Raw genomic sequence first — 22,610 nt, 5'->3', positions numbered from 1 at the left:
ATGCTTATAGCTTTTTTGTATATGCATGATCGCAGATGCTGTCAGCACTCGCCCTCAATTAACGATATGCCGAAAAATGAACCACGCCTTTATTGCTAGCCATTGTTCCCGCACCTCCGTAGCTCCATCGTTATTTCCGTCGGATTGGAAATCCAGGCGAAGTGCATTTGGATACCTTTAATAGCATTGTATCATTTTGTAATTAATGGATCTTGATTCCGAATGGATCATCAGCAACTCCAATGGATCGTACGCCTCATCAACCTTTTCCTTCGCCAACACGAGGACATACCATGGACTGCTGGTCAGGAGGGATCCTTCAAAGACTGGATCTACAGTACTGTTATCCAAGATCTTCGAAGAGATCAGGTATGGAGAAGATGTGTTCAGCATGGACACGAATTACTACAGAGATGCTGTATTTCCGGACGGATTCAAGTTCATAGAGGGATACAGCGATATACCCATTCCAGAATGGAAATTCAACTTCGACAACGGACACGAGCTGGAAAAGAAGATCGTCATGGATCAGGATTCTGATACGGTCCTGATCAGGTACAAGTTTTCCAAGACGTCACCAGATTCGTTGTATCTTCACCCGCTTGTCTCCTTCAGAAGCTTCCATGGCGTGATAAGATCCGGATCGCGTAATTTCTCCATATCCCATGACCAGGGCCGAATCAGGATATCAGATGGAACCTCGTTTCTGGACATAGCGTCACCCGGTATTTTCTTTGAGAAAGGATACTGGTACTATAATTTCAGGTATCCCAGGGAAGAGGAAAGGGGCACAAACAGTGAGGAGGATCTTTACAATCCTGGTGTCATCGTTATCGATAGGCCTGGCACAGTGCTGGATATATCAATTACAGCGGATGGAAAAACCATGGATTTCGATAGTGCGGTGAAAAAATACCGGTCTTTCAGATCGGTGAAAGGGGGTATGGCAGATCTTCGTTATAATTCCATGTCGTTTGTCATGCATGACGATATGATCGCCGGCTTTCACTGGTTTGGCCCATGGGGCAGGGATACATTCATCTCAATGCCGGGCATCCTTCTCATATCTGGCAGATTTGATGATGCAAAGAGGATATTAATGCACTACGCAGAAGGGATGCAGAATGGTATTGTACCGAACACGCTGGATGTCGAATCCCTTCATTTCTCTGCGGATACATCGTTATGGTTCATATACGCCATACAGAAGTACCTTGAATATTCCCACGATGAGACCTTCGTGAAGGAGATGCTACCTCATGTGAAATCCGTTCTGGACGCATACATTAAGGGCAACAGCATGTTCAGTCTTGATGATGGTTTTGTGAGGGTGCTGGGAGCCCCAATGACATGGATGGATGCCCTGGTCTCCGGCAGGCCGGTCACTCCCAGAACCGGCATACCTGTGGAGATAAATGCTCTCTGGTACAACGCGCTTTCCTTCTATTCGCATGTGGCAGCAGATCTCAGGGGCGAGGGCACCAGAAAATTCTCCGATCTGGCACATCATGTCAGGGCGAACTTCTCAAAGAAGTTCGTTAGGAACGATCTGATACTTGACGTTGCCGATCCGGATGATGCCAGGTTCAGACCGAACTTTCTCATCGCCTATTCGCTGCCGTATCCTCTTATTAATGACCGGAAATTCGTTGACCTGGCCTGGAGCAAGCTCGCGACGCCTTATGGACTGAGAACCCTGTCTCCGGACGATCCGGACTACATTCCACATTACGCCGGGCCACAGCCAGAACGTGATATGGCCTATCATAATGGCACTGTCTGGCCTTGGCTTGTGGGGCCTTTCATAACTGCAGCTGTGAGAACCGGCTACGACAGGCATCTACTGCTGGAGAAATTCGCACCCCTGTTTTCGATGGAGAGGATACCGGAGATATTCGATGGAACTGGAGACGGCACTCCAAGAGGGTGCATAATGCAGGCATGGAGCCATGGTGAGGTCATAAGATCGTACTTCGAGGATCTGGGAGGTGGGACGGCTTGAAGATATCCGTCATAGGCTGGGAACTCCCACCGGCCTTCTCTGGTGGCCTGGGAATACACACTATCAATCTTTTCTCCATAATAGGCCATATGCACGACGTCACGATCTACGTTCCGGATCTTGGCTACGAGTTTCCGCCCTATCCCTTCCACGTCAGGAAGGTGCGGCTGTCAAGATCCAGGTTTGTATCTGGATACGCAGTTATAGAAGACTTCTATGATAGCGTGATGGACTACAACGACAGGGTTGTCGAACAGTTCGATCCCAATGGTGTCGATATAGTTCACTGCCATGACTGGATAACGTTTCCGGCAGGTATAAGGCTAAAGGAGAAGTACGGTATACCCCTTGTGGTAACATTCCACAGCACGGAATACGACAGGTGCGCCTTCTTCAATCCACAGGAGAGGATAATGTCCATAGAACGTGAAGGTGCCGAGAGGGCCGACAGGATCATCTGCGTATCGAACCTGACGAGGAGGATGATAGTGGATAATTACCACGCAGATGACAGGAAGATAAGGACGGTTTACAATGGCGTGGATCCGTACCCATACATAAGCTATCCTGAACAGATCAGAGACCGAGACGTTCTCTACTTTGGCAGGGTGACCAGCCAGAAGGGGCCGAAGTTCTTCATGGAGGTCGCAAAGAAGGTGCTAGAACTTGACAGTAAGGTCAAATTCACCGTTGCAGGCACAGGCGAGCTCCTGCCAGAGATGAAGCGCTATGCACTGGAAAATGGGTTTCTCAACCACATGGATTTTCCTGGTTTCGTATCGTTCAGAAGGGCGATAGCCTACTACAAAAGGGCCTCTGTCTTCATAATACCAGCCGTTTCCGAGCCATTTGGAATGACCGTTCTCGAGGCCATGATATCCGGTACGCCGGTCATACTCAGCAAGACCACAGGAGTTGGCGAGGCACTGAACCACGTTCTGTCAGCTGACTTTTGGGACAGCGACAGGATGGCTCTCTACACCATCTCGATACTTAACCACAGGGGCCTCATGAAGACCCTGTCCGATTACGGAAAGATGGAGGCAATGAGGTTCACATGGCGCAGATCGGCCATGAGCACTATGGAGGTGTATGATTCCCTATGAAGGATGTGGTATTCTATTTTGAACTGCACCAGCCGTTCAGGATCAGGCCGGTGAACCTCGCTGATCTGAAGAACGGCAATAAAGACGTGTTCTGGGAGGAGAAGAATGAGGAAATATTCCGAAGGATTGCAGCAAACAACTACATTCCTGCAACACAGCACCTCATGGATTATGGCATAAGGTCATCCTTCTCGCTGTCAGGAACATTTCTGGAACAGGCATCCAGGTATTGCCCGAAGGTCATAGATGTTATCGACGACTACGTGAAGAGCGGACAGTGCGAACTGCTGTCCGAGACATACTACCATTCACTGGCATCCATATGGAGCGACGAGGAATTCACGCGCCAGGTCAGGATGCAGACCGACGCCATAAAGATGATATTCAATTACGATCCCGTATCCTTCAGGAACACAGAGCTGATCTACAATGACCATATAGCCGAGGTTGCTAAAAGCATGGGCTTCAGGAACATACTCGCCGAGGGTACGGACTATATTGCATCACAGCATGACGTGAATTATCGCTACGCAGCGCCATCCGGAATAAACCTATACCTCAGAAACTATCCTCTCAGCGATGATATATCATTCAGGTTCTCTAACAGGGAATGGAAGGATTACCCGCTCACAGCGGACAAATTTGCCGGTTGGGTTTCCCAGTCAAGCGGAGAGGTCGTGAATCTCTTCATGGATTACGAGACGTTCGGTGAGCACCAGAGGCCAGAGACCGGCATATTCGAGTTCCTAAGGTATCTGCCTGTGTACTTTGAACAGAGCGATGTGCATACAATACTCGTAAGGGAGGTGGAAAAAAGGCATCGCGTGAGAGATTTCCTGAGCATAAGAAAGACAACATCATGGGCCGATAAGAACAGGGATCTCAGCGCATGGATGGGGAACCTGATGCAGGTGAACACGTTTGAAAGGATAAAGGAATGCAGGGATAAGCTTGGAGATCTCTGGGGCTATCTGCAGACCTCTGATATAATATATTACATGTCGATCGGAAACGAGGAGGATTTCACGGTGCATGAGTACTTCAACCCATACAGGTCGCCGTACCTCGCGTTCATCTACACGAATGCGGCACTAGACAATCTGTGCGGAAAGGATTACGGAAAAAATATCATGCCCTGAAAGTGATGAAATTTAATAAACGAAAAGGGATAAGGAGGTATGAGGAACGTTCTTCTGATCCACGGTGGCGTAGGATCCGATCCATCCTTCAATGGCAGGCTCAATGGCTATGCCAGCATGGCCTCTGAAGAGATGAGCGCGCTGGACAATGCAGTTCGTGCAGTGATCAAGATGGAGGATGACCCGGACTTCAACGCTGGTACGGGATCCGTGCCGAGGATCGATGGAAGCATACAGATGGATGCTGCCGTGATGATACCCGGTCATTTCGGTTCTGTCATAAACATAGAGAGGGTCAAGAACCCAGTACTTGTCGCGAGGGATGTGATGGCGAAGTCCCCGCACATAATGATGACCGGAGACGGAGCGATCAAGTTCGCAAGGCTCATGGGTTATCCGGACTATGATCCGATGACAGATAAGGCCAGAAATCTCCTGAAAAAATTCGAGGAAGATGCCGAGAAGAACGAGATACCGGACAAGTTCAAGATATATTTCAAGTATGTTCAGACGCATGATACTGTGGGCGCCGTTGCACGCGTGGAGGGTGAATTTGCCGGTGCAGTTTCCACCGGTGGATCGTTCCCTATGCTTCGCGGCAGAGTCGGCGATTCACCAATACCGGGCGCGGGAATATACGTTGGGGAGAATGGTGCCGTTGTGGCAACAGGTGTGGGCGAGGAGATAGCGAAGAATGTCCTATCTTTCCGTATATACAGCAGGATTGGGGATGGAAGGCTGCACGATATCATCAAGGAGGAAGTCGACAGATTCACCGTTCCAGTTGGCATAATCGCCGTGGACGAAAAAGAATATGCATACTACGCCAATAAGCCAATGGCCGTTGGACTCAAGGAGTTCTGATCATGATGGGGTACACCGAATCAGAATTCTGGAACGGCATAGCGCTCAAGGCCCTCAATGAGGGCGGCATTACCATATACAAAAATGATCCGGTCTACGGACACGTTCCAAGGATATCGGAAAGCGGCGTTTTCAGGAGATCCATCGGCGAGCCAAAGGGGCAGATCGCCGACTGGCGTTTCACAATGCCATGGGACAGCAGGAGCGTTCATGCGGTTGAGTACATCGACAGATACGAGATACACGTTGACAAATACGATCCCGCAAAACATCCGGTTCTGCACCTTATGAGCGATGCGCCGAAATACGGTTCAATATTACTCCCGCTGTTCGCCCTATTTCCCCTTTTGATCTTTAGAAAAAAGTTGTAAATTTTTTCTACATCTCCCTGAAGATCTCATCGTAGATGTTCGTCTCGCTCTTGCGTTCTGTGCGGGCTGATGCAAGCTCCTCTATCTTGTCCTTCCTGTAACGCCACTGGTTGACCCTCCAGACCTTGCCATGAAGAATAGAGATCTCCTCCCTGTAGGTCTCCAGGATACCATACTCTTCCAGATTGTAAAAAACGTCCCTCTCAGCAGGCGATAGCACGTTGTCAAGCACGTAGTCATCGTAACCGAAGAATGAAAGAACAAAATCCGAAAGATCTTCCACATCAGGCCTAGACATTCCCTTCTTCCCATAGATATTATCAAGGGCCTGCAGAAGCTTCTCTCTAGTTACGATTTCCATAGGACCGGATGCTTATGTTAAGATCATTTTTAAATTTTGCTATGTATCAGCATGGCTTTTCGCATCAGATATATATTATATTTATTTTTTCGATATGATTAATTCCAGCTTCGTGTTTTCGAAGGCACTTATCCGGATTTTTCCAGACATGCTCCTGACGTCGCCATTCCTGAATTTTCCATCAGTAGAATCGCCAAATGTTCCAAGACCGGACTGCACACGCATTATGCACCCATCGCCGCAGTCAATCTCAGTATCCGATCCGGCCTTTATGGAGTATTCGATCAGCCTGGATCGTTCATCGTCATAGAGCACCTTCGAATATCCCCAGGGATAATCATCCCTGTTTCTGTAGTCGCTCCTTATCCTCTCGAGATCCTTCTCGCTGTCGATGCCTATCCACATGGCCTCCTCGGTGTAAGATCCGATGAGGCCCTCCCTGGCCATTCTTGGAAACACCGTGGTTTCGAGATCGCGGTCTATGTATTTCTCGAAGAAGTAGGGAAAGGCATCAGACTTTATGTAATACAGACCGGCGTTAATGTAATGGTCCAGATCCGGTTTCTCCCTGAACTGCACTATCTGGTCCCCGAACGTCTCGACTATACCGAATGGGCTCTTCATCCTCGTCACGTACATGGTTATGTAGTATTTCTGGTCCTGCGCCTTCCTCAGAAAATTGAGGAAATTGACGTCCGTGACCGTGTCCCCGTTCCTCAGGACAATGTCGTCATCCTTCACCTCGTCTATGAGGTTCCTGAGGGAATAGAGTGTACCGAGGGGCTTTTCCTCTCTGAGATAGTAGATGTTCATGTCTCTGTACCGGTTGCCATAACGCTCCTCTATCTTGTTTCCCAAGTATCCGGAGAGGATATAAACTGACTCTATGCCCATGACGCTGAAATCGAAGAGCTGTCGGTCCATTATGGTGTAGTTGTCCTTTATCTCAACCAGGGCCTTCGGTATAGAATCCGTAATGGGCTTGAGCCTCTTCCCGTATCCACCGGCCAGTATAGCTCCTATCATAACAGGCTATCGCATATCCATTATATTTTTTATTGCTTTACTGGAATATCTTCGCAGAGGATCGGCATTCACCGTTTCGACCTGTGAAAATCTATATATATGAAAAGCACATCTTCATATGTAGAACAGAAATTATTCATACCTGAAGGCGCTGATAGCGCTGCGGGACCCGCGGATAAGGAGGTATAGGTCATGGGATTCTTTGACGATATGGATAATATGAAGATGAGGCCGTTCCACAGAAAGATGGAGGTGCTAGCATCCATGGGGATGTTCCTGGATGGCTACGATCTGTCCGTGATAACGATAGCCATCCTGCTTATGCCAGCCCAGCTTGGATTCACAAAGCTTGAATACATACTCGTGAACGTATCGGCCTTTGCTGGCATGATCGTGGGTGCTCCTCTGCTTGGAAGGCTCTCCGACCGTATAGGCAGGAAGAAGATATTCGGCATCGATCTGATACTGTTTGTGGTTTTCGCGATCACAGCGGGCCTGGCGACAAACTTTTGGATGATGTTCATCAGCAGGTTCATGCTTGGTGTCGGCATAGGCGGCGATTACCCCATAAGCTCCACGATGGTATCGGAGTTCGCACCTGTAAGGAGACGTGGTGCGCTGCTATATGCCATGGTGGGCATGTACTGGCTAGGATCGTTATTCTCAGGGGTCATGAACTATGCTTTTGCATTCACAGACTACTTCTGGAGATACACCTTCATCATCGGAGGCATAGCCGCCATACCCATAATCTTCCTGAGGATGCAGATACCCGAATCGCCCAGGTGGCTCGTGAGCCACGGGAAAGCGGATGAGGCGAGCAGGGTCATAGAGGATATCACTGGAAAGGAGCCAGATCTCAGCGAGGGCCTGATGGAAGGCAGGGAAGAGAAATCCGTAAGATTCAGGGACCTGTTTGCATCAGGCTTCCTTCCAAAGACTGTCTTCGTCCTATCTGTGTGGTTCCTGTTCGATGTTGCATCCTACGGAATAGGCTTCTACTATCCAACGATGATCAGGGAGATAGGACTGTCAGCCTCAGCCCTTAACACAGCCGGCCTACGTGTCATAGCGGAAAGCGGGATGATAGTTGCCGTTGGAGCCTTGGTTGGATACGCTGTTGCAATGATTCTGGCGGATCGCGTGGGAAGGCGTGTGCTGACACTCATGGGCGTCTTCGTGATGTTCGCGCTGCTTCTCCTGGGATCACTCGTGAAGATAATATCGATAGTCCCACTTGTCTCGTTCTTCTTCTCATTCGTTCTTTTCGAACAGTGGGTCGGTGCTGCAACGCTCTTCTACCCTACCGAGCTCTATCCGACGAATTACAGATCGACGATTCAGGGCATAGCCACCTCGGTTTCGAGAGTCGGAGCAATAATGGGCGTGGTTCTGTTCCCGTTATATCCCATATTCCACTCTATGTTCCTCTTCGCAGCACTGATGTTCGTGGCCTTCGTGATAACAGTTCTGTTCGCACCTGAAACGAAGAAAAAACCATTAGAAAAGATCTGGAACGCGAAGGCCTGAAAAATAATTAAAAAAATTCAATTATTTTTAAATTTCGTACTCCTTTCCATTGTACGGTAGAAGCACGTCGTAACCCTCCAGATCAGGAAGAAGGTTCTCCCTGTGGTCTCCATGGCAGAGCACGATCTTCTTGGGGTCTATGGCCTTTATGAAGCTCACAAGTTCATCGTGTCCGGCGTGCGCAGACATATCGAAGAATTCCACGCGCATCTTTGGCTTCACGGTGACGCCTGCTATGGTCAGCGTACCGCTCTCAAGCAGACTCCTTCCATTTGTACCCTCAACCTGATATCCTGTCACGAATATGGCGCTCTTCTCGTCATCAAGAAGCTTCTGAATGTAGCCCAGTACAGGGCCGCCATCGAGCATTCCGGATGTCGATATTATTATGTCGCTCCTTATTGCATTCTCGCGCATATTCCTGCCCTTTATGATCCTGACCTTGCTGAGTGCCCTCAGGAACTCCTTCTTGGATCTCAGGAAACCCGGTGTGTTAAGGTAAATCGTGCTTATATCGTTGCCCATGCCATCCACTGCCACATCGTAGCCCATGTCTGCTATGGTCATTATGAGCTCCTGTGTCCTTCCGACGGCGAACGCGGGCATGATGACCTTTCCGCCACTGTCTATGACCTCCTTCACGCTGTCCCTGAACCTCTTCCTTACGTCTTCCCTGCTCTCGTGGTTCTTACCCGCATACGTGCTCTCGATCACCAGTACGTCTGTCTTTATTGGCTTTGCACCGTTTATCAGGTAAGTGTCTATGGTGTTGACATCGCCCGTCACCGTCACAGACATGCCGTCCTCGAACTTCCACATGGTCGATCCAGGTATGTGGCCCGCAGGATAGGGCGTTGCAACCAAATTTCCAACCTCGATTGACTCGAAGTATCTCGCAGGACGCATGTTTGCCAGGGCACTGTTTATATCGTCCTCGTTGAACATCGCCGGATATCCCTCGAGGTTCGTGACCTTGAGCGCGTCTCGCAGCAGCGGTTTCATGGTGTTAAGAGTCATCTGCGTGGCATACAGGTCTGGCTCTCCCTTGTGGTAGTAGACAGGTATTGCCCCTATATGGTCCAGGTGCGAGTGTGTTATGAACATCGCATCCACCGGTTCAGGGGGCAGCGGGTACTGAGGTGGCTTCTCCGGTATCACTCCGTAGTCCACTATCACGTTCGTGTCCCTGTCCGTTATCTTCACTCCTAGCCTTCCAACTTCTTCTGCACCACCCAAAAATTTCAATTTCATTTCCATCACATTTTAGCGTTATCCAAACGAAGAGAGCATGAACACTTCCTCTCTTTCTTTATGAGCGGAAGTGCATTGAACAGGATGTCCCTAACCTTGTGATCATTCTGTTTCATTATATTCATCACTTCCCGTGCATCCACCGGCTTGGTGGACCACACATCGTAATCCGTTATGGAAGCGATTACCGAATAACACAACGCAAGCTCGCCTGCCAGACTTACCTCTGGTACAAGCGTCATTCCTATTATATCAGCAAACTGCCTGAACATCTTTGATTCTGCTCTCGTTGAGAATCTTGGACCCTCAATCGTTATATATGTACCTGAATTGTGAACTGGGATTTTAAGATTTCTGGCGGTATCATAAAGGATGGAGTTCATCTCTGGGCAGAATGGATCGGCCTCAGAAATATGGTATACCTGGGGTCCATCATAGAATGTGAGCTCCCTCCTCTTTGTAAAATCGATGTATTGATCCGGAATGACGATCTCTCCAGGCTTATAATCCTCCCTAAGGGATCCAACTGCGTTGAGGCCTATTATCCGCTCAACTCCAAGATCGTGCAGGGCCCATATGTTGGCCCGATAATTCACCCTATGCGGTGGTATTGTGTGCTTCTTACCATGCCTGGGCAGAAAGGCTACCTCCACGCCGTTGACTTCGCCAATCTCTATGGCGTCGGATGGTTTTCCGAAGGGTGTCTCTACCTCCTTTTTTGTTGATTCCGGCATGAGATCGTACAGTCCGCTGCCTCCAATGATTCCTATGTAAGCCATGTTTACCGTCACTTCAATTTAGAAGTAAACAAAAAGTTAACTATCCTCCAAAAGCTAAAAACATTCAAAGAGCACGTCCGATCTCTCTACGGCAAGTTCCTCCGGCAAAATTAATGCAGCCGTACGCTGGCGCATTCCCAATTCTGAACCATACGACCGTGTATCGGTGGACGCATCTCCTTATGCTGTTTAATTCATCAACGCCAAAAAATGCTTAATTCGTCTGGATGAAAGCCAGGGAAAAGTTTTTTAGCTTTTTTCAATATCCTCTTTGCTTTTCTGCAGGTGTGGTGTAGCCTGGTAGCACGAGAGCCTTCCAAGCTTTCGACTCGGGTCCAAATCCCGACACCTGCATCACTGCTGTTCAGATTCCCTGTTCTGACTCCTCAAATAAGCCTTCCTGCCAAGAACACGTATGTACACTGACGCTGCAACCAGGACCAGAAATATCACCAGGCCGTAGTAATATGGATACTTGCTGTATACGGACATGTAATCGAAGATGCCCAGGCCCCCTATCAGTAGCGCCAGAGATGCAAGAAGGTACCTTCCCTGTATGCCTCTGCGACCTGCTGCCACCGGTATTGGCCTGGTATAGGCTTGGAGGAATGCCCCGTAGATGATCATGACCGTATCGTCGCTGTTTGCATCGATCCTTAGAGAACCGTCCGATCTTGTTATCGTTCCAACAGTGATGCCATTGTTGTATACGCTGATGCTGTTTGCTATGCCGGACACAAAGCCATTGAGCTCCCTGGGGTCGACTTTGAACGTGTTTGAATAGTAATCCAGTATCAGGCCGCGCCTCTCGTACCCGACGAGATTTCCATGTTCGTATATCTCGAACCTTCCCGATCCAGCGCGAACGATCCTCACATCAGAAACACCAGATATTTGGACTTCTGCTGTTCTCATGCCATTCCTGTTGATGGCTATGCGCCCTACCTCTTGATCGTCCTGAAGGATCGTTCCATTCTTTATTATGTAAGATGACATTATGTATTAATTGGAACAAGACGTATAAACATTGCCAATTTGCGTTCAGATCCATGAAATCGATCTTTTTATACATATATCTCTTACCCAATTATGCCAGATTCAACCGTTCATGTCAGAAAGGGCCAGCGCTACCTGGACGTCATAAAGGACAAAAATATTGTTGCAGTGAAGGTGGATGGCACGCTGCATGACCTCAGGGATATCGCGGATCGTGATGTTGATGCCATTACCGTCAGCGTATATTCCGATGACGGCCTCTACATATTGAGGCATTCCGCAGCCCATCTCCTTGCGAACGCCGTGACTGACCTGTATCCAGATGCCCTGCCCAACACCGGTCCCGTTGTCGAGAATGGATTCTACTACGATTTCGACATGAAACCGATCGGCGAGGAAGATCTAGCAAGGATAGAGGAGGAGATGCACAGGATACAGAAGGAGGATGTGCCGATAGAGCGGATAGTGTACCCTAAGGAGGAATTGATCAGGATATTCTCCAGGAATCCATACAAGATCAGGATAATAGAGGACAACGTATCTGACGCCAGCTCGGTATACAGGCAGGGTAACTTTGTTGACCTATGCCTTGGCCCGCATGTGCCAAGCACCGGATACATAAGGGCCTTCAAGCTCCTGAACATCGCAAGCGCCGTGTACAAGCACGATGAAAGCAAGACCCTCGTCCGCATATATGGAACCGCATTCCCCGACGAGAAGCTTCTCAAGGAATACCTGAACAACCTGGAGGAGGCCAAGAGGAGGGATCACAGGAGGATACTGGCTGAGATGGATCTTGCCGTCTTCAATTCAGACTGGGCTCCCGGTTTCCCGCTCTACACACAGTACGGCCAGATCATAAGGAAGGAACTTCTAGCCTACATGGACAGCATGAACAGGAAGAACGGGTGGTTCGACGTCTGGACCCCGCACGTGTTCAGAGATACCATATGGAAGCAGAGCGGGCATTACGCCAAGTACAAACCGAACATGTACCTGTTCACGCTTCCGGACGGAGACAGCTACGGAATAAAGCCCATGAACTGCCCGGGCCACATAGCCATATTTTCAAGGAGGAAATACAGCTACAGGGATCTGCCCGTGAGATATTCAGAGCCAGGGACGGTCTACAGGTATGAAAAGTCGGGCGAGGTCGGTGGCCTGACCAGGCCCAGGGCATTCACCCAGGATGATGGCCATGCTTTCCTGCGCATGGACCAGATAGGCGATGAGATCAGGAGGCTGCTCACCATGGTGAAAGAGGTCTTCGGCACGCTGTTCGGAAAGATAGAAATGTCGTTCGATCTCAGCGTGATCGACAGGGGCCATCCTGAGAACTACCTTGTCAGCTACGTGTGCAGGAACTGCGGATACAGGATAGAGGGTGCCCGCGGTACCGACATAGAGTGCCCAGTATGCCACTCACACGATCTAGCACCGGACCTGTCCGTCTGGGACAATGCCACCGAACAGCTCAGGGATGCATTGAGATCCATGGGCATAGAATACAAGGAGTATCCAGGAGAGGCTGCCTTCTACGGGCCGAAGATCGACGTGCACGTTAAGGATGCGATCGGCAGGATGTGGCAGCTGTCTACCATACAGCTTGACTTCTTTATGCCGGTGAACTTCGGGCTCACGTACACCAACAGCGAGGGGAAGGAGGATCGCGTGGTCATGGTGCACAGGGCCATATACGGGAGTTATGAAAGGGTCATGGCCATACTCCTTGAACACTACGCTGGGAGGCTTCCAACCTGGCTCACGCCGATACAGGCCTACGTCGTGCCAATAAGCAGCACCTTCGACGATTACGCCAGGCATGTGCATGAGGAGCTGCTTAAGCATGGAATAAGGAGCGAACTTGACACCTCGCAGGAGACCGTGAGCAAGAAGATCAAACTCATACATCCATACAGGCCATCATACATAGTGGTGGTAGGATCAAAGGAGAAGGAGACCGACAGCGTTACCGCAAGGAACAGAGATGGAAAATCAAAGACCTACGGCCTTCAGGAATTCATAAAAATTGTTGAAAATGAAATAGCGGAGAGGAGGGTGGATCAGGCCTTCTGAGCCTCGGCCACCTTCTGCTTTCCGAAATTCTTTATTGCGTCTATGAGCGCTGGTACGGCTTTTCTGTAGTCTTCCGTTATGATGTAATCCGATATCTTGTTTATCTCTGCGTTCGGATCCTTGTTTATGCTGACGATCACCTTTGAGAACTTCATTCCTGCTATGTGCTGCGGCTTTCCAGATATGCCAACCGCAACGTAAAGATCCGGCCTGACAGCCTGACCTGTCTGGCCAACCTGGTGATCCCTGGTTATCCAGCCAAGATCCACAGGCGGCCTCGACGATCCAACAGCCCCACCAATTAGATCGGCAAGTTCCTGCAGAAGCTTGAATCCGTCTGGGCCCCCAAGGCCAAGCCCGCCAGCCACGACGATCTTCGCCGCTGTGAGATCTGTGGCCTTCTTCGGGATAAATTTCAGTATCTGCTTGCCCAGCAGGCTCTTGTCCACGTTGACCTTTTTCTTGACTATCTCGTACTTATGATCCTTCTCCTTCTCAGCCGGAGTGAATGTGCCCGGCCTGGCCGTTGCCATCTGCGGCCTGTGGTTCCTGCACAGTATCTCTGCCAGCGTGCTCTCACCGTAGGTAGGCCTGTTGGCAAGAAGCGTCCTGTTCTCGTCCACATCTAGCACCGTACAGTCAGCCGTTATACCCGTCCTCTCCTTAACCGCTATCCTCGATGCGAGATCCCTTCCGTTCCTGGTCGCGGCAAGGAGGAATATGTTTGGCTTGTATTCTGCAATGTAATCTCCGATTATCTGTGCATAGGGCATGGTCCTGTATTCGGCCAGATCGGGTGATTCTGCTGCGAGCACTATATCGCAGCCGTACTCGCCCACCTCCTTTGCTATACCATCCACCTTGTCTCCTATGACAACGCAGATCAGCTTCTCATTGATCTTGCGGGCTAACTGTTTGCCTATGCCTATCATCTCTATGGACGACCTCTTTATATCATCGCCCCTGTGCTCTATGTATACGCCGACATTCTTGTATTCGTCCTTGTTCGCTACCGGAATCGCATTTATCAGGCCAACCATCACTTACCACCTACCTTGATTATGTTCTTCGAAACAAGGTCTGCAACGACCTCATCGATCTTGTCCAATGTGATCGTCTTGTGAAGGTGTTCAGGCTCCTTGATGGCCTTCATAGATCTGACGATCGTCGGCGAACCGCGAAGGCCGACCCATTCTGGCTTGAGACCGAGCTCGTTTATGCCCCAAGATTCGACGCCTTTCCTTATCGCGTCGATCTTCTTCCTGAGACTCTGGTGCCTTGGCACATTTGAGTTCAGCAGGACTGTCACAAGCACCGGCGTGTGGACCTTAACGATCTCGTCTCCATCCTCGAGATCCCTGGTCGCTATGACGTAGCCATCCTCATAATCAACCTCCTTGGCGTACGTTATCTGGTCAATGCCGAGGAATTCGGCCACACCAGGTCCTACATGGCCTGTGCTGGAATCGGTCGTCTCATCCCCTCCAAACACGATATCGACGTTCCCCAGTTTCGCTATCGTTGCGGCCAGAGTAAGGCCGGTAGGATATGTATCCGCACCAGCAAATGCCCTATCGGTGATGAGGATGCCACGATCCGCTCCGCGGGCCATGCATTCAATTATGGCTGCATCAGCCATAGGCGGACCCATGGATATCACCGTTATGTTGGCTCCCACCTTGTCCTTTATCCTCAATGCGTATTCCAGCGCATTGAGATCTGCCGCATTGACAACGTTTCTCGCCTTTGTCCTATTGAGCGTCATCTTTACAGGATCGATCTCAACCTCGCTGCTGTCAGGAACCTGCTTTATCATCACAACTATGTTTAGCATATGCCATCACCCGTACTTGTATATGACTCCATTATCGCCCTTTGGAAGCGTCCATTTAACGCTGCCATGCGAACAGGCTATATCGCATGTACCGCATTCAACGCAGTCCTCATATTTGAAATTCAGCTTGCCGTTTATGAGCGTGTAGCAGTTTGCCGGGCAGGCAAAAACACAGAAGTGATCCGGGCAGGTCGCACATATATCGGGATCGATCGTTATGTGCGCGTAGGATCGATCCGTCTTGTAGTTCAGCAGGGAAAGTTTTTCCTCAATCTTCATATATAACACCTCACATCTTCCTCATCATGCGGTAGCCGCTTGATATCAGCTCCGTATACTTCATTCCGTTGGACTTGACCGCAGCGGACAGCACCTGCATGAGATGCTTCTTCGGCATGCCACGTTCATCGAACATCGACATCATTACGCTGTCGAGTATCTTAGGCATGGTCTTCTGGGTGAAATCGCTCCATGTCACGTTCTGGATGCCGTTGAACGTGTACAGATCGCTCAGAACGTAGCTGTTGCGGAGCTTGTTCACGTAGTTTGACAGGGTCTCCTCGCTTATCTTGCCCTTATTCTCAAGTATCGTTTCGGCAGCCAGTATCCCAGATGTTATCGCATAGTTTATGCCCTGCAGAACCATGCCGTTGCTGAACGTGAACATGGCCGCATCTCCGGTCACGAGATATCCATTGCCGTACAGCTTTGGCATGCTTGCAAGACCTCCTTCAGGTACCAGGTGGGCCGCGTATTCGTCTGGTATCCCGTCCTTTATCAGGTTCTTTATGAACGGATGTTCCTCGAACTTCCCCATTATATCATATGAATGGGTCATGCCGTTTGCCCTCAGCCTGTCAAGAGAAGCCACTATTCCAAGCGATACCGTATCCCTATTTGTATAAAGGAATCCGCCGGAAAGAATGCCATCATCCAGGAAGCCAAGAACGAACTCAGATGCGTATCCGCCCTTGGAATCCACGTTGAACCTTTCGTTTATCACGTTTTCCGGAAGCTTGATAGTCTCCTTGATTCCAAGAGCAACATCATGATCTGAGAGCTTTGGCCTGAGCCCGGAATTGATGAGAACCCTTGGATTCGCCCCTTCAGCCACTATGACTGCGTCAGATGTGATGACATCTCCATCCTGCATCACGCCAATGACCTTACCACCGTCGATGACCAGTTTATCTATGGTTATTCCGGTCACGAGCATAGCACCCGCGTCCTTGGCCTTTCTTGCCAGCCACTGATCGAATTTTCCTCTTACTATGATCTTGCCTGACTTCCTTTCCATCAGATCCTGTGAACTGTAGCTTATGGCTATCTTGGACTTCTCCGTGAGAAATGCGACCTCCTTTCTGGTTACGTAACGTTCAATGGGCGCACTCCTCTCCCAGTCTGGCACGACCTTCGAGAGCTCATCGCCCCAGAGAACCGCACCAGAAACGTTCTTTGTTCCTGGAGGATCTCCCCTCTCCACCAGAAGCACGTTCATACCACCCTGCGCAAGTTTTATTGCGGCAGAGGATCCAGCGGGACCAGCGCCGATAACTATGACATCAAATTCACTCATTGTTCGAAGATAGCGAATTTATTTATATGTTTTTTGTTTTTTTCTATATTATAAAAGATTTAGGATTATCATTGACGTTTTTCGACATGAACATTTGATATTTCACCTGGACAGATAGGAGATTATAAATATATGATCGTAAAGAGCAGGAATGATACGGAGATTGTAATAATTATAATTTTATATGTACTATTTCTTAACACTATGATTCATCTTTATATATTCAAAGAGCCCACGGAATGCTATGCTGCGATGTGATATGGCATTCTTAGTTTCAAGATCCATCTCAGCAAACGTCATATTCGATCCATCAGGTATGAACACAGGATCGTAACCGAATCCATTGGAACCCCTTATTGATGTGGCTATCCTGCCCATGACCTTACCCGTGAACTGCATAATGCTATGCCCCTCGTTGAGAGAAACGACCGTCAGGAAGTAGGCAGACCTGTCTTCTACGCCCTCCATTATCTTCAGTAATCCCTCATTGCCTATGGTGGAAGATACGTAGCTGGAGAACGGGCCGGGGAAACCTTTCAGGGCATTTATGAACAGACCGGAATCATCAACGAAGTATGGCGCTTCAACTACCCCAGCAAGCTTTTTGCAGCTGTCGTACGATATCCTCTCCGTGCTCTCGTCCTGTATCTCCTCGTATTTCATGCGCACCCATTCTATATCAATACCGTATGAAGAGGCCAGTCTGCTGACCTCCTCAAACTTATGCTGGTTGCTTGTCACAAACTTAAACATACCTGTGCCTCCTCCTTATTGCGCCGACGGTTTCCAGAACATCGCCTGCATTCTTGAAGTCTGATATATACGCAGAGATCATCGGTTTAAGCACAATACTAGGATCAAGACCAAGGCCTTTCACCGAATCTTCCAGCGCGTATATATCAACCGCCATGTCCTCAATCTCTGCAGACACCTTTCCCATGCTTGGATCGATTAGATAGATGCCCTCATTCACCATGATGTTGTTAACGGTAAGATCGCCATGAGCTAGCCCAGTGGAATGCAGCTTTGCAACTGCAGCACCCAGATCATGCATATACTCGGTTTTTCCTTCGGATAGTTCAGCCGACATCATTCTTCCAGGTATCCTCTGCATGGTGATCGAAAAAGAAAATGGGTCGAAATCGTAAACTATCGGAGCCTTGATGCCTGCATCCTTTATCTTTCTCAGCATGGTGAACTCGTTCCGCATCCTATCGTACCTTATCTTGCTGTCCAGATGCTGATTCCTGTAGTTCTTTGGAATCCGCACCTTTCTAATGGCTGGACGCCCATGGAAGTCCACTTCTTCTATGCGGGATTCCGCACCAGCTTTTCCATAGTCCTTCCTAACGCTATCGGCGATCCATGGTACGTCAACCTCGTCTATCCTGAATCTTGGATTGACGGCGGTTTCCTCGATATGCATCCTGAATCCGGATCTGTACATCAGCAGAGCTGCCTGCGCTATCATTATGCCATTGTCCATGCAATATTCTTTATCCGTAAGGTACGCCCTGACGCCTACCTCATCAGCCATCTCGGTGACCATTTCGCGAAGCCTCCTGTTCAGGGCAACTCCGCCGGCCATGAGTATCTCATCCTTTCCTGAAACGTAAAGCGCCCTCTCCAGCACCTCAACGATCATTGAGAAGGCCGTCTCCTGTAGGCTGTAGCTTATGTCTTCGATGGCATTTCCAGCCTTAAGATATTGCATAGCCGCCGTTAGGATTCCAGAAAAGGCCGTGTCCATGCCCTTTACGGAGTATGGAAGATCCAGTAGCCTGGTACCCTTCTGCGCCATCTTCTCGACCTCGGGCCCACCTGGAAAAGGTATTCCTGCCTCCCTGGCGAATTTGTCTATCATGTTGCCAATACCTATATCGAGCGTCTCTCCGAGAACCCTGTATCTGCCGTTAACATGTGCTATGACCTGGGTATTCCCGCCTGAAACGTATAGCATGACCGGATCCACAGCACCCGTCACACGCCTGCCTATCTCTATATGCCCGAGAGGATGATTGACACCGAGTATAGGTTTCCCTGTCAGAGCTGACAGGGTCCTTGCGGCTGTAGCAGTTACTCTAAGCGAGGGTGCAAGGCCAGGCCCCATTGAAAAGGCAATGAGATCAATATCGCGGATTGATAATTTCGCCTTCTCCAGTGCGCGCCATATTACGGAATCCACAACATCTGAATGGTGCACAGCGGCATCCAGAGGCCTTATACCGCCAGTTTTCGGCCTGTACATAGAGGACTCCATGCTCAGGATTCTATCCTCATCTATTATGCCGCAGCTGATGGTATGAGCTGTACCCTCTAGCCCGAGAACTATCACACAAGGTCATCAAAGCTTCAGATTTAAATTCTACCCGTCATATGATGCATTGAGAAAGCGAATTACAGCCCGTACTTCATTAAGGTGTGCAGAATCATCACATTTTTAAAGGGCATTGATATTAACCGACAGGTGAATCATGGCTAATTCATTGGCAATCATAGCTGATCCCAAGACCGGGAAGACTTACAAGAGGGAGATACCGGCAGAGCGCATGGGATCGCTTGTAGGAAGAAAAATTGGTGACGAAATAGATGGCGTATTCTTCGACCTCGTGGGCTACAAGCTTGTGGTCACTGGTGGCAGTTCCATAGACGGTTTTCCGATGAGATCCGATCTGCAGACGCAGGGCAAGAAGCAGATCCTGGTCTCATACAGGAAGGGATACAGGGGCAAGAACGGCATAAGGAAACGGATAACGGTTAGAGGATCAATAATAGGATCGGACATATCACAGATAAACCTGAAGATCGTTCAGTACGGGCCAACGCCCCTAGAGGAGAAGAAAGATGATCAGCAAGCTTAAGATGCCCCAGCCTTCCGTCAACATAGGGATGGTAGGCCACGTTGACCACGGAAAGAGCACGCTGACGCTGGCTCTTACGGGCACGAAGACCGATACCCATTCGGAAGAGATAAAGAGAGGCATCTCCATAAAGCTTGGCTATGCAGACACGCCCATATACAGGTGCTACGATCCATCTGGAAACGTGCATTATACGCGGGAAAATGGCGAGAATTGCGAGCTTGAGAGGGTAATATCCATAGTCGATGCGCCGGGCCATGAGACGCTCATGGCCACCATGCTGTCAGGTTCAGCGCTCATGAATGGAGCGCTTCTCGTCATAGCCGCAAACGAGCACTGCCCGCAGCCACAGACCAGGGAACATCTGACTGCGCTTGAGATAATGGGCATAAAGAACATAATAATAGTGCAGAACAAGATCGACCTAGTTACGAAGGAGAGGGCCATAGAGAGCTATCGTGAGATAAAGAACTTCGTTAAGGGCAGTATAGCTGAAAACGCGCCCATAATACCCGTGAGCGCCTATCACAGCACAAACATAGATGCGCTCTTCGAGGCCATAGAGAAATACATACCTTCACCTGAGTTTAACGAGAAAGACGATCCGATAATGTATATAGCGAGATCGTTCGATATAAACAGACCAGGAACACCAGTTGGAGAACTTAAAGGCGGCGTCATAGGTGGATCTCTGACGCAGGGAGAGTTTGCCGTGGGCGATGAGATCGAGATTGTCCCGGGCATTCAGACCACTAAGGGAAACAAGACCGTATGGAACAATGTTACAACGGAAATAGTAAGTTTGATGGCCGGCAAATACTCGTATGACAGGATAAGGCCAGGTGGACTTGCGGCCGTTGGTACAAAGCTTGATCCATTTCTCACCAAGGGAGACGCGTTCACCGGCAGGATAGCCGGACGTGTAGGTAAGGTACCTCCGGTTGCGTTCTCTATGAGACTGGAATCGCACCTGCTGAAGAGGGTGGTCGGTTCGGACCAGGAGCTAAACGTTGAGCCCATAAAGCCAAAGGAAACTCTCATGTTCACTGTCGCAACTGCGAGCACCGTTGGCGTTGTGAATTCCATGAAAGGCGGCGAGATAGATGTTTCACTTAAGTATCCAGTTGCCGCCTTCAACGGCATGCGCGTGGCCATAGGAAGACGCGTTTTGAACAGATGGCGTTTGATAGGCTACGGTATAATCCAGTCTCTGGAATGAAGCAATGGGCATATACAGCACTGTATACGATGACCTTTTCCGAATATACGGTGACCTGCACTGGTGGCCCGCTGATTCAAAGGATGAGGTGGTCATTGGTGCCATACTTACACAGAACACCTCCTGGAAAAATGTCGAAAAGGCAATGAAAAGCCTTAAGGAAAGACATCTTAACAGCCTGGCTGAAATATCCAGATGTGATGTGAAGGATCTTGCTGAGATCATAAGATCATCAGGGTTCTACAACCAGAAGGCTGAACGCCTGATCTCTCTGTCCAGATCGGTGATAGACCGGTTTGGCGGTTTGGAGAATATACGAGACGCCGGTGTCGCAGAATCCTTCTTTTCATCCATGAAGGGGATCGGGCGGGAGACTCTTGATTCCATTCTTCTTTACGCGCTTGATTTTCCAGTCTTCGTCGTGGATAAATACACAATCAGGTTTCTGGAGAGGTGCTATGGGATACCTGGAAAGGGCATCAGGGAATCTGTTGAAGCGGAGATAAAGGATGTGGACCGCCTGAAGAACCTGCACGCCATGATCGTGCAGATCTCCAAGGATCACTGTAAAAAGATCCCTGAATGCGATGGGTGTCCTTTAAATAGCAAATGCAGATATTATGATCGTGAACGGGGAAAGAACGCTTTCCTGCATGATAAGGACTGAAGATGGCGAGATATGCATTGATCCTGCCACGCCTGTTCTCCATGTAATGGGCAAGAAATATGCCATCTTCATACTTTCTGTATTGGGGAATGATAATACAAGGAAGAACTTCAACGACCTCCTGAAGGCGATACCGGGTATCAGCAGCACCATGCTATCTGCAAGGCTACACGAGATGGTCGGCGCAGGTCTGATCGAGAGGCATGATGGTGATATCGTAACATACGAACTGACAGAAATGGGCCGCGAGATCCGGAGGAGGTTGCTGCCACTTATAGAGTATCTAGCCAATGCTGTTTAGATCGTACTCTGTGGCGTGATGCCACAGCATACAGGGAAAAAATATTATGTGTGGAACAAATTACGGAGCTGCGGGGTTGTAGCTTAGACAGGCTATAGCACTCGGCTGATAACCGAGAGGTCACCGGTTCGAATCCGGTCAACCCCATATCTTCTTGATTATCTGGATAGCGCGAGTATGCGCATGGACTATGATCGCCCCCTCAACTTAAATTTAATATCGTCAATATTAGATTTCATGCGCTGATATGGTCAAAAACATCTTCATGGAAAATAATGCATCTAACTCACGAAAATCCAATATTTATGCCCCCTCAATATACGTTGACAATTCCTTCTTGTAATAGGACCGAGCCTATACGGAAGAATGAGCTTGGTACACTTTGCATGGGATTTCATAGTGACAGGCTTAAATTTCACCTGAATTCTATTTTCCCTTTCAGAAGCACGCAGCGAGATCGAGATCGCTACCAGAATATCTATCAAGAATAGGAGAGAGGTGATTGTATGGATAATAACACCGTGAAAGCTAATTATGGCTTCTATGGCATTGATCATTATTGCTTTTCTCCTCGGATCGATAATGAATGATGGCTCCAAATTCAAACGAATACAACGAAATACCAACGGCATTTGATCCACAGAAAAATTA

At 49.0% G+C, this 22,610-nt stretch carries 22 protein-coding genes and 2 tRNA genes; 13 read left to right on the top strand and 11 right to left on the bottom strand.

The features are described 5' to 3' along the window. Positions 1-205: 205 nt before the first annotated feature. The 5 genes from F6Q11_RS03295 to F6Q11_RS03275 are packed head-to-tail and all read left to right on the top strand — an operon-like array spanning position 206 to position 5,482. Positions 206-2,002, top strand: coding sequence for an amylo-alpha-1,6-glucosidase (locus F6Q11_RS03295; protein WP_297026283.1), 1,797 nt, complete (start codon positions 206-208; stop codon positions 2,000-2,002). After that, entirely contained in the window at positions 1,999-3,108 is a 1,110-nt protein-coding gene (locus F6Q11_RS03290) for a glycosyltransferase family 4 protein (protein WP_297026282.1), read from the top strand. Before F6Q11_RS03295 ends, F6Q11_RS03290 begins: the two co-directional genes overlap by 4 nt. Next, complete coding sequence (locus F6Q11_RS03285; protein WP_297026281.1) at positions 3,105-4,247, top strand: glycoside hydrolase family 57 protein; 1,143 nt, start codon at positions 3,105-3,107, stop codon at positions 4,245-4,247. The genes F6Q11_RS03290 and F6Q11_RS03285 overlap by 4 nt, the downstream gene beginning before the upstream one ends. A 39-nt stretch (positions 4,248-4,286) precedes the next feature. Then, on the top strand, positions 4,287-5,111 hold the full coding sequence (locus tag F6Q11_RS03280) for an isoaspartyl peptidase/L-asparaginase (protein WP_297026280.1): 825 nt from the start codon (positions 4,287-4,289) through the stop codon (positions 5,109-5,111). A gap of 2 nt (positions 5,112-5,113) precedes the next feature. Then, positions 5,114-5,482, top strand: a complete 369-nt coding sequence (locus F6Q11_RS03275; RefSeq protein ID WP_297026279.1) for a hypothetical protein — start codon at positions 5,114-5,116, stop codon at positions 5,480-5,482. A 7-nt stretch (positions 5,483-5,489) separates the two neighbouring features. On the opposite strand, the gene F6Q11_RS03270 is transcribed toward F6Q11_RS03275, so the two are convergent. Both F6Q11_RS03270 and F6Q11_RS03265 read right to left on the bottom strand, forming a co-directional pair. Next, positions 5,490-5,843 (bottom strand): DUF6015 family protein, encoded by a 354-nt coding sequence (locus F6Q11_RS03270; RefSeq protein WP_297026278.1) that lies wholly within the window; start codon positions 5,841-5,843, stop codon positions 5,490-5,492. An 81-nt stretch (positions 5,844-5,924) separates the two neighbouring features. Further along, on the bottom strand, positions 5,925-6,869 hold the full coding sequence (locus F6Q11_RS03265; protein WP_297026277.1) for a nucleotidyltransferase family protein: 945 nt from the start codon (positions 6,867-6,869) through the stop codon (positions 5,925-5,927). A gap of 192 nt (positions 6,870-7,061) precedes the next feature. Between F6Q11_RS03265 and F6Q11_RS03260 the strand changes: the two genes are divergently transcribed. Further along, positions 7,062-8,399 (top strand): MFS transporter, encoded by a 1,338-nt coding sequence (locus tag F6Q11_RS03260; protein WP_297026276.1) that lies wholly within the window; start codon positions 7,062-7,064, stop codon positions 8,397-8,399. Between the two features lie 27 nt (positions 8,400-8,426). On the opposite strand, the gene F6Q11_RS03255 is transcribed toward F6Q11_RS03260, so the two are convergent. Continuing rightward, entirely contained in the window at positions 8,427-9,650 is a 1,224-nt protein-coding gene (locus F6Q11_RS03255) for an MBL fold metallo-hydrolase (RefSeq protein ID WP_297026275.1), read from the bottom strand. A gap of 5 nt (positions 9,651-9,655) precedes the next feature. Further along, positions 9,656-10,429, bottom strand: a complete 774-nt coding sequence (locus F6Q11_RS03250; RefSeq protein ID WP_367119324.1) for an S-methyl-5'-thioadenosine phosphorylase — start codon at positions 10,427-10,429, stop codon at positions 9,656-9,658. Between the two features lie 281 nt (positions 10,430-10,710). Here F6Q11_RS03250 and F6Q11_RS03245 point away from each other — a divergent pair. After that, positions 10,711-10,783 (top strand) — tRNA-Gly (locus F6Q11_RS03245). Here the strand turns inward: F6Q11_RS03245 and F6Q11_RS03240 are convergent. Next, the gene (locus tag F6Q11_RS03240; protein WP_297026273.1) at positions 10,784-11,425 is read right to left on the bottom strand and encodes a hypothetical protein; all 642 of its coding nucleotides are present in this window, start codon (positions 11,423-11,425) and stop codon (positions 10,784-10,786) included. It lies immediately after the preceding tRNA gene. A 93-nt stretch (positions 11,426-11,518) separates the two neighbouring features. On the opposite strand from F6Q11_RS03240, the gene F6Q11_RS03235 reads away from it, so the two are divergent. Beyond that, on the top strand, positions 11,519-13,501 hold the full coding sequence (locus tag F6Q11_RS03235; RefSeq protein WP_297026272.1) for a threonine--tRNA ligase: 1,983 nt from the start codon (positions 11,519-11,521) through the stop codon (positions 13,499-13,501). On the opposite strand, the gene F6Q11_RS03230 is transcribed toward F6Q11_RS03235, so the two are convergent. The 6 genes from F6Q11_RS03230 to F6Q11_RS03205 form a co-directional block, all read right to left on the bottom strand. Next, positions 13,489-14,541 (bottom strand): electron transfer flavoprotein subunit alpha/FixB family protein, encoded by a 1,053-nt coding sequence (locus tag F6Q11_RS03230; protein ID WP_297026271.1) that lies wholly within the window; start codon positions 14,539-14,541, stop codon positions 13,489-13,491. The genes F6Q11_RS03235 and F6Q11_RS03230 overlap by 13 nt on opposite strands. Then, positions 14,541-15,335, bottom strand: a complete 795-nt coding sequence (locus tag F6Q11_RS03225) for an electron transfer flavoprotein subunit beta/FixA family protein (protein ID WP_297026270.1) — start codon at positions 15,333-15,335, stop codon at positions 14,541-14,543. Before F6Q11_RS03225 ends, F6Q11_RS03230 begins: the two co-directional genes overlap by 1 nt. Positions 15,336-15,341: 6 nt before the next feature. Then, positions 15,342-15,614 (bottom strand): ferredoxin family protein, encoded by a 273-nt coding sequence (locus tag F6Q11_RS03220; RefSeq protein WP_297026269.1) that lies wholly within the window; start codon positions 15,612-15,614, stop codon positions 15,342-15,344. A gap of 10 nt (positions 15,615-15,624) precedes the next feature. After that, positions 15,625-16,911: an FAD-dependent oxidoreductase gene (locus F6Q11_RS03215; protein WP_297026268.1), complete on the bottom strand. Its 1,287-nt coding sequence runs from the start codon at positions 16,909-16,911 to the stop codon at positions 15,625-15,627. 189 nt (positions 16,912-17,100) lie between these two features. Next, positions 17,101-17,664: an XTP/dITP diphosphatase gene (locus tag F6Q11_RS03210; protein ID WP_297026267.1), complete on the bottom strand. Its 564-nt coding sequence runs from the start codon at positions 17,662-17,664 to the stop codon at positions 17,101-17,103. Beyond that, the gene (locus F6Q11_RS03205; RefSeq protein ID WP_297026266.1) at positions 17,657-19,246 is read right to left on the bottom strand and encodes a bifunctional N(6)-L-threonylcarbamoyladenine synthase/serine/threonine protein kinase; all 1,590 of its coding nucleotides are present in this window, start codon (positions 19,244-19,246) and stop codon (positions 17,657-17,659) included. The genes F6Q11_RS03210 and F6Q11_RS03205 overlap by 8 nt, the downstream gene beginning before the upstream one ends. Positions 19,247-19,385: 139 nt before the next feature. On the opposite strand from F6Q11_RS03205, the gene F6Q11_RS03200 reads away from it, so the two are divergent. The 5 genes from F6Q11_RS03200 (at position 19,386) to F6Q11_RS03180 (ending at position 22,106) form a co-directional block, all read left to right on the top strand. Then, on the top strand, positions 19,386-19,772 hold the full coding sequence (locus F6Q11_RS03200) for a 30S ribosomal protein S6e (protein ID WP_297026265.1): 387 nt from the start codon (positions 19,386-19,388) through the stop codon (positions 19,770-19,772). Further along, the gene (eif2g, locus tag F6Q11_RS03195; protein WP_297026264.1) at positions 19,756-20,991 is read left to right on the top strand and encodes a translation initiation factor IF-2 subunit gamma; all 1,236 of its coding nucleotides are present in this window, start codon (positions 19,756-19,758) and stop codon (positions 20,989-20,991) included. The genes F6Q11_RS03200 and eif2g overlap by 17 nt, the downstream gene beginning before the upstream one ends. A gap of 4 nt (positions 20,992-20,995) precedes the next feature. Continuing rightward, entirely contained in the window at positions 20,996-21,658 is a 663-nt protein-coding gene (locus F6Q11_RS03190; protein WP_297026263.1) for an endonuclease III domain-containing protein, read from the top strand. Next, positions 21,618-21,959, top strand: coding sequence for a helix-turn-helix domain-containing protein (locus F6Q11_RS03185; protein ID WP_297026262.1), 342 nt, complete (start codon positions 21,618-21,620; stop codon positions 21,957-21,959). Before F6Q11_RS03190 ends, F6Q11_RS03185 begins: the two co-directional genes overlap by 41 nt. Before the next feature lie 72 nt (positions 21,960-22,031). After that, positions 22,032-22,106, top strand: a tRNA-Ile gene (locus tag F6Q11_RS03180). Positions 22,107-22,610: the final 504 nt, after the last annotated feature.

This window comes from Thermoplasma sp., from assembly GCF_008709555.1.
Taxonomy (GTDB): Archaea; Thermoplasmatota; Thermoplasmata; order Thermoplasmatales; family Thermoplasmataceae; genus Thermoplasma.
Note: the sequence above shows the minus strand (reverse complement) of the source record. Positions and strands in the feature narration are given on the sequence as shown.